This window comes from Streptomyces finlayi (assembly GCF_014216315.1).
GTDB classification, from domain to species: Bacteria; Actinomycetota; Actinomycetes; order Streptomycetales; family Streptomycetaceae; genus Streptomyces; species Streptomyces finlayi_A.
Window position 1 is genome coordinate 67,580 of the sequence record NZ_CP045702.1, and the last position, 14,855, is coordinate 82,434.

Consider the following 14,855-nt stretch of genomic DNA (forward strand, 5'->3'; position numbering starts at 1 on the left):
ACCCAGTTCGCCGCCTGGGAGGGAAGGAGATACCGCTGAGCGCCCACTCGGCTCACCCGGCCCGGAGGCTGGAGCCCACCCGCACGCGGGCCGGCGAGGAAGCGGGGCACTTCCCGACGCACCAGAACAGGCATATCGTAAAGACATGGTCAAAGTGAAACGTAAGCCTGAGGCGTATGTGTGCCCGACCTGCAAAAAGGCCGTACCGACGGCGGTTCACCGTCGTAAAACCCTCGGAATATTCGTTCCCGTTTGGGGCCCGGGCGCATGTCAAGACCGCGACTGTCCCGACTATCGCCTGGACCCCGAAGTCAAACCCGACAAGCACTCATCGGCCTGGTAAGTGCCTTCTCCACATCGGCATGCCGATCATCCATGAACGCGCCGAGCACGCTTCATGCGGTCGGGCCTGCGCGCGTCACCGTCCGGCTCGCACGACATGGCCCGGCCAAGCCTCTTCACCGGCCGTTCTCTTCAGTCCAGGTCGGACATGTCGAGCACGAAGCGGTAGCGGACATCGTTTCGCCGCAGGCGGTCGAGCGCCGTGTCCACCTGTGACGACGGGAGCACTTCGATGTCGGCCGCGATGTTGTTGTCGGCGCAGAACCGGAGCATCTCGGCTGTCGCCAGGCGGCCTCCGCTGCCCGCGGAGCTGAGCTTCTTGCGGCCGATGAGCAGGTCCATGGCCTCGACGGTGACGGGGCCCAGGTACCCGAGGAGGCTGAGAGTGCCGTCCATCGCCACCAGCTTCAGATACGGAGCGAGGTCGTGAGGGGCGGAGATGGTGTCGATGACGACGTCGAAGGTGTCGCGTGCCGCAGCCATCTGCCGGGGATCAGTGGAGACGATGAGGTCGTGAGCGCCGAGCTTGCGGGCGTCGTCGTGCTTGTCCTGGGTGCGGCTGATGACGGTCGTGGTGGCACCGAGCGCCACGGCCATCTTGACCGCGAGGTGGCCCAGGCCGCCGAGCCCGGCCACCGCGACGCGACTGCCGGGGCCCGCGCCGAGGGAGCGCAGGGGTTCCCAGACGGTGACGCCGGCGCACATCAGCGGGGCGGCTGCGGCCGGGTCGAGGCCAGAAGGGAGCGGGTAGACGAACGCGTCACGCACGACGTACTCGCGCGAGTAGCCGCCCAGGGTGATCGCCCCGTCCTGCCGGTCGGTGCCGCCATAGGTCAGAGTCGGAAAGGAGTGACAGAAATTCTCCTGTCCGGCTTCGCACATGGCGCACACGCCGCAGGAGTCGACGATGTTGCCCACCGCTACGCGGTCGCCGACCGAGAAGGTGGTCACCTCGGATCCGATCCCGGCCACCACGCCGGTGAATTCATGACCGGGCACCAGAGGCGCGTCGGTGTACTGGTCATAGGCGTGCAGGGCGTGCAGGTCGCTGTGGCACACACCGCAGTAGTCGACCTGTACCGCGATGTCATCCGGGCGCAGGTCACGCCGCTCCAGCGAGGTGCGCCGCAGCGCTGCGGGACCGGCTGCCTGCCATCCAACGGTCGTTCGCATAGGTGACTCCTTAAACAGACTGTTCGGTCTGCCCAGCTTAGACACGACGGAGCGCCAAGGCAAACCAACTGTTCTGTTTGGTAGAGTGCGGGCATGCCGGAACACCCCCAGACCTCGCGAGGCGCCGCGACGTACCAGCGCATCCTGGACGCCGCCACCGAGGAATTCGCCCAGCACGGCATCGCCGGGGCGCGCATCGAACGCATCGTGACCGCAGCGCGCACCAACAAGGCGCAGCTTTATGCCTACTTCGGTGACAAGGAACGGCTCTTCGACGCGATCTTCCTCAGCTCGCTGGAGCGCATCACCAACGTCGTGCCCATCGACGCCGACGATCTCGCGGAATGGGCCGTGCGCCTCTACGACGAATACCTGCGCCGCCCCGACCTCATCCGGCTGGCGACCTGGACACGACTGGAGCGCCGGCCTGCCGGGCACCTCGTCGAGACCCACCAGCACTACGACGACCGCAAACTCAGGGCCATCGCCGAGGCCCAGGCCGCCGGGCGGATTCGCGCAGGTGACCCGTTCGACATCATGGCCATGGTCATCGCCATGTCCATGGCCTGGTCACCGGTCAGCAACGTGTATGCGGCCAGCAGCCAAGAACCCGATGCCGCACATGACCGGCGCCGCGCCCTGCTCCGTGACTGCGTCCAAAGCGTCACCGCGACCGGCAGAGGCGACGCATCACCCTCATGACTGCCGCCGAAGCCGCAGGGACGCTCCCGCAGGCTGCCTGTGCTCCGGCCAGGACCGGAGCACAGGTCTGGGCGGGGTCCCGACCGAAGCGGTTCCGCCAGGAAGACGCGCTGCCCGTCGACACGACGATCCCGGACGACTCGCGGTCCGCCTGATCGAAGCAGTCGGGTCGGAGAAGTCGACATGGGACCGGCACCTGGCACGACACGCAGGTCTTCGGCTCGACAGGTTCCGGGCTCTGGTCAGCGATGACTTCTCCGTCAAGTCCAGCATGTCGAGCCGAGCGCGCCCAGGGACGCCGTCATAGCGGCGCACCCTCGCCCGAACGGCGTCTGTCGGTACTGGATGCAAACACCGCCGCAGCCCCTCTTGCCTGCTCTATGGCACACCCCATAAGTTACCGACAGGTAGCTCATTCGGCGGGCCGCCCTGTCGGTGTGAAGGTGGTGGTGGGTGAGTCCGCGCAAGAGTGAGCGCCGTGAGCGGATGGTCCTCAGCGCCGCTGCCCTGCTGCGTGAGTACGGGGCGAGCGCGACCAGCGTGGACCGGGCAATCGCACACAGCGGGGCTCCTCGGGACTCGGTGTATCACTACTTTCCCGGCGGGCGGGCACAGCTCTTCGACAAGTCGACGGCGCCGGCGCCGGCGGGGGACTTCATCGCGGACCTGATCGACGCCTTCACGCGGGCCGATGATCCGTGGAAGCCGTCGACGCCTTCTTCGTGCTGTGGCGCGACCGACTCGTGGAGAGCGACTTCCGGGCCGGCAGCCCGATCGTGGCGGTGGCCGAAACCAACGAGGACGCACCCCAGCTCGCCCGCTCCGCCGCCGGCGTCGTCACCCGTCGGCAGGAAGCCCTCGCGGCACTGTTCGTCCCGGACTGACTCAGCAACGAGCGCAGCCGCAGGCTCGGTGCCTTGACCATCGCCGCGGTCGAAGGCGCGGTGATCATGCGCCGGGCCGAGCAGTGCACCGCCCCGATCGAGCGGCCGCGGCCGAAATCCACGACCTGCTCCTCCACACCCTGCGCGACCGCGCCGGGACCAAGCCGCTGCCCCGGCCATAGGCCCCACCCGCTTCACCCGCATCCGTCCAGCTCGAAGGAATCGCCATGCCCTCGCTCGACCGTCACGACAACGTCTTCGTCCTCGACCTCGGAGACGGAGAGAACCGCTTCCACCCCGACTGGCTCGCCGCCGTCGGGGCCGCGCTCGACGAGGTGGAGAAGGCAGAAGGCCCCCGGGCTCTCGTCACCGCTGCCACCGGCAAGTTCTACTCCAACGGGCTCGACCTGGACTGGCTGTTCGCCCACGCCGACCAGCACCAGAACTACGTCGTTTCGGTCCACGCACTGTTCGCACGGATGCTGTCGCTGCCGGTCATCACCGTGGCCGCGCTGCAAGGGCACACCTTCGCCGCCGGCGCGATGTTCTCCCTCGCTCACGACTTCCGCGTCATGCGCGCCGACCGCGGCTACTGGTGTCTGCCCGAAACGGACATCAACATCCCCTTCACCCCCGGCATGGCCGCCCTCATCCAGTCCAGGCTGACCCCGCAGACCGCGCACAAGTCCATGCTCACCGCCCACCGTTACGGGGGGACCGACGCCGCGGCCACCGGCATCGTCGACCAGGCGGTCACCGAGGACGCCGTACGCTCCACCGCCATCGAAATCGCCCAAGCCCAGGTGAACAAGGCCGGCGACACCCTCGGAACCATCAAGACCCGCATGTACGCCCCGGCCCTGGCCACCCTGCGCGACACCGCCAAGCCTCTCGGCTGAGCATGCACCTCACCGAACGCACCACCCGCACCCCGGGCGCTCACCCCCGGGGTGCGGGCCCGCCACAGCTGACACCGCATGAGGAGACAGGGGCGAGCGTAGCGCAGCTCCTCCGAGGGCGGCCGGAGCCATTGCCGACGTCACGTTTCCGCGCACGGTATGTGTGGCAGGCCGGCGAGCAACGGCATGCCCTCCAGCGGCTGTTCCGCGCACCGGACCACGGCAAGCCGCAGCCGAGGCACCGCTGGCGCGGGAGGCCCCCACCCATCAAAGCCCTACCGATGGCCGGGTGCGTGACCCGCTCGATCGGGCCGTGCGGGCCGTGCGGGCCGATGAGTGTTCTCGGGCTCCGGTCGGATCAGCGCGTGCGCAGTCCCGCGAAGAGATCGTTCTCCGGTACGGCCGCGCCTGTGGCGTCCTTGACACGTACGAAGGTCTCCATGCCCATCAACTCGCCGAACCTCTCCTTGCCCATCTTGAGGAAGAAGATGTTCTCACCCTGACTTGCGTGAGCCGCCAGCGCATCGAACTTCTGACCGCTGAATGCGGTGGTGTCCACCCACGTGGTGATTTCGTCGTCGGGGAGTCCGATCTCGGCCATCGCGGCGGCCTCGGCAGGATCCGGCTCCGGCATGTCCTCGTGAAACTCGCGCATGATCTCCCCGAACCGCTGCATCATCGAGCGGGGCATTGTCGTCCAGTACACCTTCGGTGTCAGCCCGGTCATCTCAAGCGCCGCCATGGTGATGCGGTTGGCCTGGATGTGGTCGGGATGGCCGTAGAAGCCGTTCTCGTCGTAGGTGACGACCACATCGGGTCGATAGTGCCGCATGAGTTCTGCAAGTCGGGCAGCACCTTCCTCCACGGGCGTCTGCCAGAAGGATCTGGGGGCGTGGTTGCTCGGCCACCCCATCATTCCGGAGTCGGCATAGTCCAGCATCTCCAGCTCGCTGACCTTCAGGACCTCGCAACTCGCCTCGAGTTCTTGACGGCGCATCAAGGCGACAGCCGCCGGATCGTGCCCGGGATCGCCCGGCTTGGTACCTCCCGGTCCGTCACCGCAACCGCCGTCGGTACACGTCACGAGGACTGTGCGGACGCCTTCCGCCGCGTACCGCGCGAGGACCCCTCCGGTTCCGGTGGCCTCGTCGTCGGGGTGGGCGTGTACTGCCATGAGCGTCAAGGGCCGGTCAGTCATGAAACAGTCCTCCTGCAGAAATACGTCTTGGTCCGAATACGCGGCGGGCGCACCGTGGTTCTGGAGCCCGGACCCTGGCGGGGCGAACGACCCAGTGGTCTCCGTGTTCCCCGCCACTGCGGCGCCGGTTCCTCTGTCGGTGCAACCGTGCGGGCCGGGCCGACTGTTCCCGGCACCGTCAATTGGTCTTCCGGGCGTCGAAGTTCGAGGCCAACGAGGTACAGGCGCGACCTGACGTCTCAGCGCCACGTCTGCCTCGGCGAACTGACATCATGCGCTGCGAACTCGGCGGACGGCTCCGGAAGCTGTCTCCGTGGGCAGCGACTCGCTCGGCCCTGATGCGGACCGGCCCTGCACTGATCGGCACCCCCGTCCGTCCACTGCAGAAAAACGGCGTGATTGACGTTTGAAAGCATCGGCACGGTGCAGACGGTCCTTGACACCGTCTTTATACGACCAGGTAGGAGAGGCATTATGGGGATCATTGCTTGGATCATCATCGGGTTGCTTGCGGGCCTCATCGCCAAGGCGCTCATGCCGGGCAAGGACCCGGGCGGCATCATCATCACGATGCTCATCGGTGTCGCGGGCGGTCTGCTCGGTGGCTGGCTCGGCAAGGTGGTCTTCGGCGTCGACTCCATCGACGGCTTCTTCGACCTATCCACCTGGATCGCCGCCATCGTCGGCTCGCTCATTCTGCTCGTGCTGTACCGCGTCATCACGGGCAACCGCCGCCGCGCCTGACCCGTACGCCCATCACCGCGAAATGGCTCCGCCCTACCTGGGTGGAGCCATTTCGCGCACCACGAGCACTTTGCCATCGCGGTGGCCCGCGGAGAGTGCCGCGACACCGGGCGCGGACCGTGGGCGGGGACGGTCAGCCGCTTCGCGGCGGGCGTTCAGCGTCGAGCGATGAGAACAGGCCAGCGGCATGTGCCGAGCCGCGTCGAGCACTCCTCATCCGTGCTCCATCAGATGTGGTGAACTCCGCACCTCAGAAGGGCGATCCGCCCGGATGTAGCCGAACGCCGAGCAGGCCGCACTTGTCGAATGCGGAGAACCGGTCCGGGAAAGTGGCCCAGACGTGCTCGATGCGATGACGCTGGGTGTCGCGCTCGGGACCGGGGACTTCCCTGTCCTGGTGGCGCTGGAAGGTAACGCCCCGGCGGGCGGGCAGTCTGCGTGAGGTCTTGCGGTCGATGCCCACGACCCGGTCGTGGGCAGGGGGCAGGTAGGTCAGAAGCGTGCGGATCGCCAAGAGGGTGAAGGGCGACCGTGCGCGGCGCCGCCCGCCGCGCGCGCTCCTGAGCCTGGCACGAGGGAACCGGATGGCCCCGCCCAGTTGCTGCCATCGCGCCATTGCGAGCGCGGTTCACCCTGATGCACGCGTGGCTGAGCGGCTCGTCGCGGCGCTACGCCGGTAGGACAGGGGGCGACAGCAGGTGGCCGACGGCGCTCGATCATGCCCCAGGCCGCACTTCTCTACAGGTAGCGGGAGCCCTGAATGACTGCGTCCACCACCGAGCCGCCAACTCTGGTGCCTGTCGAAGGCCGGCGGCCGGGCAGTGTCGTCATCACGTGGATGACGACAACCGATCACAAAAAGATTGGGCACCTGTACCTGGGCGCATCGTTTCTCTTCTTCATGGTCGGCGGTCTGATGGCTTTGCTGCTCCGCGCGGAGCTGGCCCGGCCCGGCATTCAGATCATCTCCAACGAGCAGTACAACCAGACGTTCACCATGCACGGCACGATCATGCTGCTGCTCTTCGCGACCCCCACGTTCGCCGGATTCGCCAACGCCATCATGCCGCTGCAGATCGGCTCGCCCGATGTGGCGTTCCCCCGGCTGAACATGCTGTCGTTCTGGCTCTTCCTCTTCGGCGGCCTGATCGTCCTCGGAAGCCTGCTGACACCACAAGGCGCGGCCGACTTCGGCTGGACCGCGTACACACCGCTCAGCGGCGGCGAGCGCACACCGCACGTCGGCGGCGACATGTGGATCATGGGTCTGGCCCTGGCCGGTTTCGGCACGATTCTCGGTTCGGTCAATTTCATCACGACGATCATCTGCATGCGCGCGCCGGGCATGACCATGTTCCGGATGCCGATCTTCACCTGGAACATTCTTCTTACGTCCGTGCTGGTGCTTCTGGCCTTCCCCATGCTGGCCGCGGCGCTGCTGGTGCTGGAAGCAGACCGCCGCTTCGGCGCACAGGTTTTCAATCCCGAGAACGGTGGCGCACTTCTGTGGCAGCACCTGTTCTGGTTCTTCGGCCACCCCGAGGTGTACATCATCGCGCTGCCGTTCTTCGGGATCGTCACGGAGATCCTTCCGGTGTTTTCCCGCAAACCCGTTTTCGGCTACATCGGCCTGGTGGCCGCGACGATCGCCATCGCAGGTCTCTCGGCCATCGTGTGGGCGCATCACATGTTTGCCACCGGCGCGGTACTGCTGCCCTTCTTCTCCTTCATGACCTTCCTCATCGCCGTGCCGACCGGCGTGAAGTTCTTCAACTGGATCGGCACGATGTGGAAGGGGTCGCTGTCTTTCGAGACACCGATGCTCTGGTCGATCGGATTCCTTGTCACCTTCCTCTTCGGTGGACTGACCGGAGTCATTCTGGCCTCGCCCCCGATGGACTTCCATGTCACGGACAGTTACTTCGTCGTTGCCCATTTCCACTACGTGGTATTCGGCACCGTCGTCTTCGCAATGTTCGCCGGGTTCCATTTCTGGTGGCCGAAGATGACCGGCACCATGCTCGACGAACGGCTCGGCAAGATCCACTTCTGGACGCTGTTCGTCGGCTTCCACACCACCTTCCTCGTCCAGCACTGGCTGGGAGCCGAGGGCATGCCCCGCCGGTATGCCGACTACCTCTCGGTCGACGGTTTCACCGCTCTGAACACCCTCAGTTCAATCGGCGCGTTCCTTCTGGGCGTCTCGACGCTGCCGTTCCTGTACAACGTGTGGAAGACCGCGAAAACGGGCAAGCGCATCGACGTCGACGACCCTTGGGGCTTCAGCCGTTCACTGGAGTGGGCCACCTCCTGTCCCCCGCCGAGGCACAACTTCCTCACGCTTCCCAAAATCCGCTCCGAGTCCCCCGCATTCGCTCTGCACCACCCGGGAATCACCCAGCGCGACGAGGCCAGGACAGCAGGGCGGCGGGATGCCTTCGAGCCAGGTGAAGGAACCGCACACCCACTCGGCAAAGACCGGGACGACAGCTGAGCACCGGCCTTCCCGCACCGCCGCCGAACCCTGCCGCAGGCTTCCGCGAGGTGGAGCGATTCCTCGCGTCGGAGGCACAGCGCTCCCGGGTCACATGGGTGGCACGCTGACGCACCATGGCGGCTTGACAGCGCTGAGAGTCGGCGAGTTACTCATGGGTGTAGAGGTCCACGAGTTGCTCGCCTTCGGGAAAGGTGCGGCTGGCCAACGTGCGCAGTCGCCGAACCCGCCACCAGCATCCGACACCATGACAACCGGCACTCCCGTACCGCCGGTCCCGGTCGCGCCCGCCGGTATGACCCGCAGGGCCAAGAGGTCCGTAGAGGTGGAGGGAATCCGCGTTCCTCGGCAGGACATCGCGCGCCTGCGCGACGCCCGGATCAGAAACGGCATCCCGGCCGCGGAGATCGACCGTGTCGTGGCCTTCCAGGACCGGTCGCACGTCCTGGTGACCGAGAGATCCAGTCCGCGGGCGAGATAATCAGGCCAGTTCCTTTTGATCACTTCCGCTTGCCGAGGTTGTCATAGATGATGCCCGTGTGATCCACCGCATCGATGCTCTGATCTCGGCCTTCGGCGTCCGATGCTGCTGGTTGTCGCCGTTCGTGAGTACCACTCCGGGGCATCGGCCCTCTGGATCGGGGCCGGAGCCCTGATCTTCCTCAGCGCTTCGTACACGCTCGCACGGGACGTACGGCGGCTCCGCTCGGGGCCGGCCGCCTGACGAGCAGCGTGTTGAGCGACGTTCTACGTGAGCAGGAACCGAGGCCTGGCGGCAGTCGCGATGGTGACGCTCCTGTGTGAGGTCGGACGCCCGGGGTGCTCTTGGTGCGCGACAACGACACGGTGGAGACGACGAGCCACCTCGTGAGGTGGCCGCGTCTCGGGCAACAGCTGTACCTGGCTGGAGAGGGGCTACCAACCTCGAACCAGCGCGACAGACGCGTGATCTCGGGATGAGGAGGCTGATGAATATGGCCGCCGTCGGCCCTCATCAGCCTGCCCTTGTCCGGCCCGTGCGATAACGGAGCGCGGCCGGTCGTTCCAACGGCCAAGAGGGACTCATGCCTTCCTTTTCTTCATCCGCCCAAGCCGACGTGGTCACCCAGCGCCTCGTCCTGCGGCCCTGGACCAAGAGCGAGACCGTCGCGGTCCTCGACGACACCCGGTCCCGAACTGGGCGGAGGACTTTCCCGCCGAAGGCGATCACGTGGTCGCGGGCCATTTCGGACGCGTGGTTTCCCAGCGGACCGCCGAAGAGAGCTGATTCGCTGGAGCGTGCGGCGGCTTGCGGGCAGGGGTGGGAGCGGCCGAGTCGGGCATCGTCGAGGAGTTGTCGCACCTCGCCGTATCCGGTGACAAGCCAGGCGTCATCGCCCACACGGGTGCGGACTCTATGGACTGCTCCCTGGGTCTGCAGCTCACGCAGTAGCGGCGGGACCTGGCACCCGGCGGGCAGATCGAGCCGGGTCGGTGGCTGTGACGTGGCGGATCGTGCCCGGCTGCGCATGCTGGATGCGGCACTCAGTCGGAGCAGGAGTGTCACGCCCAGCAGGCCGGGTTGGTGGAGTTGTAGTCCAGATGGACGGGACCGCCGTCGGGGATCATGCGGTGGACATCTTGTCCACGGGCAGCTCGGCCAGCCGCCACTCCAGCATCCCGTCGGTCAGCCGGACGGCCTTACGGCCACGTGCGTGCAGCAACCGTACGGCGTCGTAGGCGAAAACGCAGTAGGCGCCACGGCAGTACGCGACCACCTCGGCATCATCCGGCAGCTCAGTGATGCGCTCGGTGAGCTCGTCCACGGGGATGGAGAGCGCGCCGGGGATATGACCGGCGGCGTACTCCTCGGCCGGCCGGACATCGAGGATGACCACTCCGCCCGCCTGGGCGCGCGCCAGGAGCCCCTCGCGGTCGAGTTCCTCGGCATCGTCCGTACCGAGGTACGCGGTGCGGGCGGGCTCGACGTCGGCCTGATGCGTCTGGGCGACCTGGCGTAGCAGGGCGTACAGGGCTGCGACGTCGTCGCCGGCCAGCCGGTAGTGGATGCGTACGCCGTCGCGGCGGGTAGCCACGAGCCCGGCCTGCTTCAGGGTTTGCAGATGCGCTGAGGCGGTGGTCAGGTTCAGCCCCGCCGCCTTGGCGAGCGCGTCGACGGTGCGCTCGCCCTGCGCCAGCAGATCGAGCAGTTCCAGGCGCTTTCCGCTGCTCAGCGCCTTGCCGGTGCGTGCGAAGGCATCGTACAAAGCGGCTTTGCGCTGAGGGTCTCCCATGACATCCTCCACCTTTCCATGGAATATTGTAGCTAAGGGTGGGCGCTGAAGCGACCTGCACCTTCCGTGAACCTGGAGGATCCGATGGGCTTCGCCAACGATCACTTGATACCGCTGGTCGATGAGGGGCTGGGCAACAGCGCCTACCTCGTCGACCTCGGCGACGGACGGGCCCTGGCCGTTGATGCGAGCCGCGATCTACGGGCGCTGCGTGCGGCTGCCGGCCGACGGGGTCTCACAGTCGCCTTCGCCGCCGACACCCACCTGCACGCCGACTTCCTGTCCGGTGCGGTGCAGCTGGCCGCCGACGAAGGCGCCGCCGTACTCGCCTCCGCCGCCGGGAACCGTGCCTTCCCGCACACTGCGCTCGCCGATGGCGACGAGACCGATCTCGGCGGCCTGACCCTGCGCACGCTGGCTACCCCCGGCCATACCGACGAGCACCTGTCCTTCCTGCTCCTGGAGGGCACCCGCGAGCTCGGAGTCTTCACCGGTGGTTCCCTGATCGTCGGCTCGGCCGCCCGCACGGATCTGCTCGGCGCCGACCGCGCGGAGGAGCTGGCCCGCGCCCAGTACCGCTCGCTGCGGCGCTTGGCCGAACTGCCGGACATGACGGCCGTGTGGCCCACGCACGGCGCCGGCTCGTTCTGCTCCGCACCACCGGATGCCGAGCGGACCACCACCATCGCCACCCAGAAGCGGGCCAACCCCCTGCTCGCCGCACCGGACGCGGACACCTTCGTACGGCAGTTGCTCGGCGGCCTCGGCTCCTACCCCGCATACTTCGACCAGCTGAGCGAGGCGAACCGGCGCGGGCCCGCCATCCTCCACTCCGCCCCGCCTCTCCCGGCGCTCCCCCCGGGTCAGGTGCGCCGCCTGACCGGAGAGGGCGCCCAGATCATCGACGTACGCCCCGTCGTCGACTTCGCCGCAGGGCACATCCCCGGCGCCGTCTCCATCCCCCTGCGGGACCAGTTCGCCACCTGGCTGGGCTGGCTGCTGCCCGACGACACCCCACTCGTGTTCGTCACCAACCCCGATCAGGACCTCGCCGAACTCACCTGGCAGGCGCTGAAGATCGGCTACGAGCGGCTGGCGGGACACCTCGGTGGTGGCATGAACGCCTGGACCGCGGGCGGCGGAGAGCAGGAACGCATCGAGCTGCTCACCGCCGACCAGGTGGCCGAGCGCCCCGTCCTCGACGTCCGCCAGCGGGCCGAACACATCGCCGGACACATTCCAGGCGCGGTCCACATCGAACTCGGCGACCTCACCGAACGCAGCGGCGAGGCGCCTCGGGGCCCCGTCGTGGCCTGCGGCCACGGCGAACGTGCCATGACCGCAGCCAGCCTCCTGCAGCGCAACGGCCACAAGCATCTCGCCGTCCTCGACGGCGGACCGGCCGACTGGTCCAAGGCCACTGGCCGCCCCCTGGAGGAGACCGCGTGACCACCCACGCCACCGGCGGGACCAGCCCCGGCATACGGCTCGGCCTGCGGGCCAACCTCGCCCAGTTCAGCCTGCTCGTCGTGGTCAACGCCCTGGTCGGTGGCATGCTCGGCCAGGAGCGCACCGTCCTGCCGCTGCTGGCCGACGACGTCTTCCACCTGTCCGCGTACACCGCGGCCATGACCTACATCCTGGCCTTCGGAGCCACCAAGGCCGTCACCAACTTCTTCGCCGGCACCTGGTCCGACCGCTTCGGCCGCAAGCCGGTCCTGATCGCCGGCTGGCTGATCGCCCTGCCGGTGCCCGCCATGCTCGCCTGGGGCCCGTCGTGGGGCTGGATTATCGCCGCCAACGTCCTGCTCGGTATGAACCAGGGCCTGACCTGGTCCACCACGGTCATCATGAAGATCGACCTGGCCGGCCCGGAGCGTCGCGGTCTCGCCATGGGCTTCAACGAGGCCGCCGGGTACGTCGCCGTCGCCGCCACCGCCATGGCCACGGGCGCCATCGCCGAGCACGCCGGGCTGCGACCCGAACCCTTCCTGCTCGGCGCCGCCTACGTCATCCTGGCACTGGGCCTGTCCACCTTCGCGGTCCGCGAGACCCGCGACCATGCCCGCTTCGAAGCAGCCCGCCACGTCAGCCCCGCCGGCAGCGAGCACGACGGGGAACTGAGCACCGGCCAGGTCGCCCGCCTCACCAGTCTTCGCGACAAGGCGCTGTCCGCCGCCAGCCAGGCCGGCATGGTCAACAACCTCAACGATGCTCTCGCCTGGGGCATCTTCCCCCTCCTCTTCGCCGCCCACGGCCTGTCCATCGCGCAGATCGGCATCCTCGCCGCCCTGTACCCGGCCGTCTGGGGCGCGGGGCAGATGCTCACCGGCTGGTGGTCCGACCGCATCGGCCGCAAACACCTGATCACCGCCGGGATGCTGCTGCAGGCCGCCGCTATCGCTCTCGTCGCCGCCGGCACCACCTTCGGTGTCTGGGCCACCGCCCAAGTCCTCCTCGGCCTCGGCACCGCGCTGGTCTACCCCACCCTGCTCGCCGTCATCGGCGATGTCGCCCACCCCGCCTGGCGCGCCCGCGCCGTCGGCGTCTACCGCCTCTGGCGTGACGGCGGCTTCGCCGTCGGAGCCCTCCTCGCCGGAGCTCTCGCCGACGCCTACAGCCTGACCACCGCCATCTGGGCCATCGCCGCCCTCACCGCCGCGTCCGGTCTGGTGGTGGCGGTGCGGATGTACGAGACACATCCCCGCACCTGACCGTGTCGGCCAGGGGGCCGTGTACCGCGTCCCGGAGCCGTGCCTGCAACCGGCTTGCCCGAACCATCGATCCCCCATCGCCGGTGCATCCAGGTCTGCCCGGCAGAGCAGGCCCTGTCATCCAGTTGGTTCTGCTGGAAATGCGCCATGGCGTGCCTGTTCAGCGGTGGAGAAGAGTCCGGAGGGCCTTGGCGATGTCGGCGGGAGCCTCTTCGGCCATGAAGTGCCCGCAGGCGACCGTGTCGTGGTGCAGCCCGGTGGCCCAGGACGCCCACCGGGCGGCGGCGTCTAATCCGAGGGCCGTGCCCCAGTCCCTGCTGGAGCACCGTGGGGGGCATGTTCAGCTGATTGCCGGCCGCCCCGGTCCACCTGATCGTGCTCGACGTCAATTCCGGCGGAAGCGCGGTCGGCCTCAATCGCAGAGGCCGGCGAAATGCCCACAGGCTGGCGTGCGACAAGCTCCGCCAACGAAGGCGCTACTGAGACCGATCGGCAACAGGCGAGGGTATCGGAACACCACGGGGCCACGTGATCATAGGGTTCTCTACGCTCGGTATCCCCAAAGGACGGCCTGGCCGCGCTGCTGTTTTCCCCGTCCCCACCCGCGGGCCACTGCTCAGCGTAAGTCCCGTGCCTGCGGATTCGTACGTCAGCCGTCGCATCGGGGTCAGGCTTCGGCAGCCCTATCCCCCGGCCGTACTCGGCCCCCACGAGACCTTCGATACTGGATCAGCCCCCGCCCCCGCTACGCCTTCCGCGTGGACGTCCAGCCCTGGCGGCGGAGTCTTTCGAAGCCGTCAAGGAGGAGGTCCAGAGCGAATTCGAACTCGAACTGGTCGTCGCAGCCGCCACCGACCGTGGAGCCCCCTTCGTGTGCGGCCGTCGCGGCCAGTTCCGCGATGTGCGGGTAGTGCGCCGCCAGGCCGGGGTCCGGCGGGCCGGAAGGGCCCGAGGTGTCGAACAGTTCCTGGCTGAAGCCGAGCAGGCGGCTCCCCATCGCGTGCATGACGTGGTGCGTGAGGTCGGCGGAGAGACCGCCGTCCCGGAAACTACCGGCCATCGAGTCCAGGTACGCCAGCACGGCCGGGGTGGGGCCGGTCCGCGACTCGATGACCCGGGCCGCCCAGGGGTGGCGCAACAGGGCCCGCCGGGCCGAGAGGATCCGCCCGCGGACCACGCTCTGCCAGTCGGAGCCCACAGCCGGCGGGTCGATCTCGCCGACGACGGTGTCGGCCATGCCGTCGAGCAGCTCCTCCTTGTTGGCCACGTGTTTGTAGAGGGCCATCGGTACGACGTCCAACTCCTGCGCGAGTCTGCGCATGCTGAGCGCGTCGATGCCGATCGCGTCGGCGAGCGCGACAGCGGCGCGTAGAACGCGGTCCCTGTTCAAGAAGATCCGTTGCGTGTGCGTGGCTTCCTGCCGGGTCATTCC

General features: G+C 67.9%; 15 protein-coding genes and 2 pseudogenes. 11 read left to right on the forward strand and 6 right to left on the reverse strand.

What is annotated here, in order from left to right; all coding sequences use genetic code 11:
• Window positions 1-474: 474 nt before the first annotated feature.
• The gene (locus tag F0344_RS00385) at window positions 475-1,515 is read right to left on the reverse strand and encodes an NAD(P)-dependent alcohol dehydrogenase (protein ID WP_185296856.1); all 1,041 of its coding nucleotides are present in this window, start codon (window positions 1,513-1,515) and stop codon (window positions 475-477) included.
• Between the two features lie 93 nt (window positions 1,516-1,608).
• Here F0344_RS00385 and F0344_RS00390 point away from each other — a divergent pair, with 93 nt between their 5' ends.
• From F0344_RS00390 to F0344_RS00405, 5 genes and pseudogenes are all read left to right on the forward strand, one after another.
• Window positions 1,609-2,217, forward strand: a complete 609-nt coding sequence (locus tag F0344_RS00390) for a TetR/AcrR family transcriptional regulator (protein WP_185296857.1) — start codon at window positions 1,609-1,611, stop codon at window positions 2,215-2,217.
• Complete coding sequence (locus tag F0344_RS00395) at window positions 2,214-2,372, forward strand: hypothetical protein (RefSeq protein ID WP_185296858.1); 159 nt, start codon at window positions 2,214-2,216, stop codon at window positions 2,370-2,372. The genes F0344_RS00390 and F0344_RS00395 overlap by 4 nt, the downstream gene beginning before the upstream one ends.
• A 331-nt stretch (window positions 2,373-2,703) precedes the next feature.
• Window positions 2,704-2,826 (forward strand): annotated as a pseudogene (locus F0344_RS37030) (TetR family transcriptional regulator); the annotation flags it as partial.
• A gap of 89 nt (window positions 2,827-2,915) precedes the next feature.
• Entirely contained in the window at window positions 2,916-3,101 is a 186-nt protein-coding gene (locus F0344_RS35275; RefSeq protein ID WP_258050328.1) for an LmrA/YxaF family transcription factor, read from the forward strand.
• A gap of 227 nt (window positions 3,102-3,328) precedes the next feature.
• On the forward strand, window positions 3,329-4,000 hold the full coding sequence (locus F0344_RS00405) for an enoyl-CoA hydratase-related protein (RefSeq protein ID WP_185296859.1): 672 nt from the start codon (window positions 3,329-3,331) through the stop codon (window positions 3,998-4,000).
• 358 nt (window positions 4,001-4,358) lie between these two features.
• Here the strand turns inward: F0344_RS00405 and F0344_RS00410 are convergent, their stop codons facing one another.
• Window positions 4,359-5,198, reverse strand: coding sequence for a PIG-L family deacetylase (locus tag F0344_RS00410; RefSeq protein ID WP_185296860.1), 840 nt, complete (start codon window positions 5,196-5,198; stop codon window positions 4,359-4,361).
• Window positions 5,199-5,672: 474 nt separating this feature from the next.
• Here F0344_RS00410 and F0344_RS00415 point away from each other — a divergent pair, with 474 nt between their 5' ends.
• On the forward strand, window positions 5,673-5,942 hold the full coding sequence (locus F0344_RS00415) for a GlsB/YeaQ/YmgE family stress response membrane protein (protein WP_185296861.1): 270 nt from the start codon (window positions 5,673-5,675) through the stop codon (window positions 5,940-5,942).
• Between the two features lie 250 nt (window positions 5,943-6,192).
• Here F0344_RS00415 and F0344_RS00420 read toward each other — a convergent pair whose 3' ends face one another.
• Window positions 6,193-6,456, reverse strand: a complete 264-nt coding sequence (locus tag F0344_RS00420; RefSeq protein ID WP_185296862.1) for a hypothetical protein — start codon at window positions 6,454-6,456, stop codon at window positions 6,193-6,195.
• Between the two features lie 246 nt (window positions 6,457-6,702).
• On the opposite strand from F0344_RS00420, the gene ctaD reads away from it, so the two are divergent.
• The 3 genes from ctaD (at window position 6,703) to F0344_RS00435 (ending at window position 9,868) form a co-directional block, all read left to right on the forward strand.
• Window positions 6,703-8,436: an aa3-type cytochrome oxidase subunit I gene (gene ctaD / locus F0344_RS00425; RefSeq protein ID WP_185296863.1), complete on the forward strand. Its 1,734-nt coding sequence runs from the start codon at window positions 6,703-6,705 to the stop codon at window positions 8,434-8,436.
• A 247-nt stretch (window positions 8,437-8,683) separates the two neighbouring features.
• On the forward strand, window positions 8,684-8,917 hold the full coding sequence (locus F0344_RS00430) for a hypothetical protein (RefSeq protein ID WP_185296864.1): 234 nt from the start codon (window positions 8,684-8,686) through the stop codon (window positions 8,915-8,917).
• Window positions 8,918-9,724: 807 nt separating this feature from the next.
• A complete protein-coding gene (locus F0344_RS00435; RefSeq protein WP_185296865.1) occupies window positions 9,725-9,868 on the forward strand; it encodes a hypothetical protein in 144 nt (47 codons plus the stop codon).
• Between the two features lie 172 nt (window positions 9,869-10,040).
• Here F0344_RS00435 and F0344_RS00440 read toward each other — a convergent pair whose 3' ends face one another.
• Window positions 10,041-10,709: an ArsR/SmtB family transcription factor gene (locus F0344_RS00440; protein WP_185296866.1), complete on the reverse strand. Its 669-nt coding sequence runs from the start codon at window positions 10,707-10,709 to the stop codon at window positions 10,041-10,043.
• 84 nt (window positions 10,710-10,793) lie between these two features.
• Here F0344_RS00440 and F0344_RS00445 point away from each other — a divergent pair, with 84 nt between their 5' ends.
• The gene (locus tag F0344_RS00445; protein ID WP_185296867.1) at window positions 10,794-12,158 is read left to right on the forward strand and encodes an MBL fold metallo-hydrolase; all 1,365 of its coding nucleotides are present in this window, start codon (window positions 10,794-10,796) and stop codon (window positions 12,156-12,158) included.
• Window positions 12,155-13,423, forward strand: a complete 1,269-nt coding sequence (locus F0344_RS00450) for an MFS transporter (protein ID WP_185296868.1) — start codon at window positions 12,155-12,157, stop codon at window positions 13,421-13,423. The genes F0344_RS00445 and F0344_RS00450 overlap by 4 nt, the downstream gene beginning before the upstream one ends.
• Before the next feature lie 160 nt (window positions 13,424-13,583).
• On the opposite strand, the pseudogene F0344_RS35280 reads toward F0344_RS00450, so the two are convergent.
• Together F0344_RS35280 and F0344_RS00455 are read right to left on the reverse strand one after the other, a co-directional pair.
• A pseudogene (locus F0344_RS35280) lies at window positions 13,584-13,843 on the reverse strand (alpha/beta hydrolase); the annotation flags it as partial.
• Window positions 13,844-14,168: 325 nt separating this feature from the next.
• Window positions 14,169-14,852: a TetR/AcrR family transcriptional regulator C-terminal domain-containing protein gene (locus F0344_RS00455; protein WP_185296869.1), complete on the reverse strand. Its 684-nt coding sequence runs from the start codon at window positions 14,850-14,852 to the stop codon at window positions 14,169-14,171.
• Window positions 14,853-14,855 lie beyond the last annotated feature (3 nt).

Excerpts from the sequence above, each read along its gene's own strand:
- F0344_RS00440 (WP_185296866.1), bottom strand. The coding sequence starts at position 10,709 with ATGGGAGACCCTCAGCGCAAAGCCGCTTTGTACGATGCCTTCGCACGC.
- F0344_RS00385 (WP_185296856.1), bottom strand. The coding sequence starts at position 1,515 with ATGCGAACGACCGTTGGATGGCAGGCAGCCGGTCCCGCAGCGCTGCGG.
- F0344_RS00410 (WP_185296860.1), bottom strand. The coding sequence starts at position 5,198 with ATGACTGACCGGCCCTTGACGCTCATGGCAGTACACGCCCACCCCGAC.
- F0344_RS00445 (WP_185296867.1), top strand. The coding sequence starts at position 10,794 with ATGGGCTTCGCCAACGATCACTTGATACCGCTGGTCGATGAGGGGCTG.
- F0344_RS00395 (WP_185296858.1), top strand. The coding sequence starts at position 2,214 with ATGACTGCCGCCGAAGCCGCAGGGACGCTCCCGCAGGCTGCCTGTGCT.
- F0344_RS00390 (WP_185296857.1), top strand. The coding sequence starts at position 1,609 with ATGCCGGAACACCCCCAGACCTCGCGAGGCGCCGCGACGTACCAGCGC.
- F0344_RS00455 (WP_185296869.1), bottom strand. The coding sequence starts at position 14,852 with ATGACCCGGCAGGAAGCCACGCACACGCAACGGATCTTCTTGAACAGG.
- F0344_RS00415 (WP_185296861.1), top strand. The coding sequence starts at position 5,673 with ATGGGGATCATTGCTTGGATCATCATCGGGTTGCTTGCGGGCCTCATC.
- F0344_RS00430 (WP_185296864.1), top strand. The coding sequence starts at position 8,684 with ATGACAACCGGCACTCCCGTACCGCCGGTCCCGGTCGCGCCCGCCGGT.
- F0344_RS00405 (WP_185296859.1), top strand. The coding sequence starts at position 3,329 with ATGCCCTCGCTCGACCGTCACGACAACGTCTTCGTCCTCGACCTCGGA.
- ctaD (WP_185296863.1), top strand. The coding sequence starts at position 6,703 with ATGACTGCGTCCACCACCGAGCCGCCAACTCTGGTGCCTGTCGAAGGC.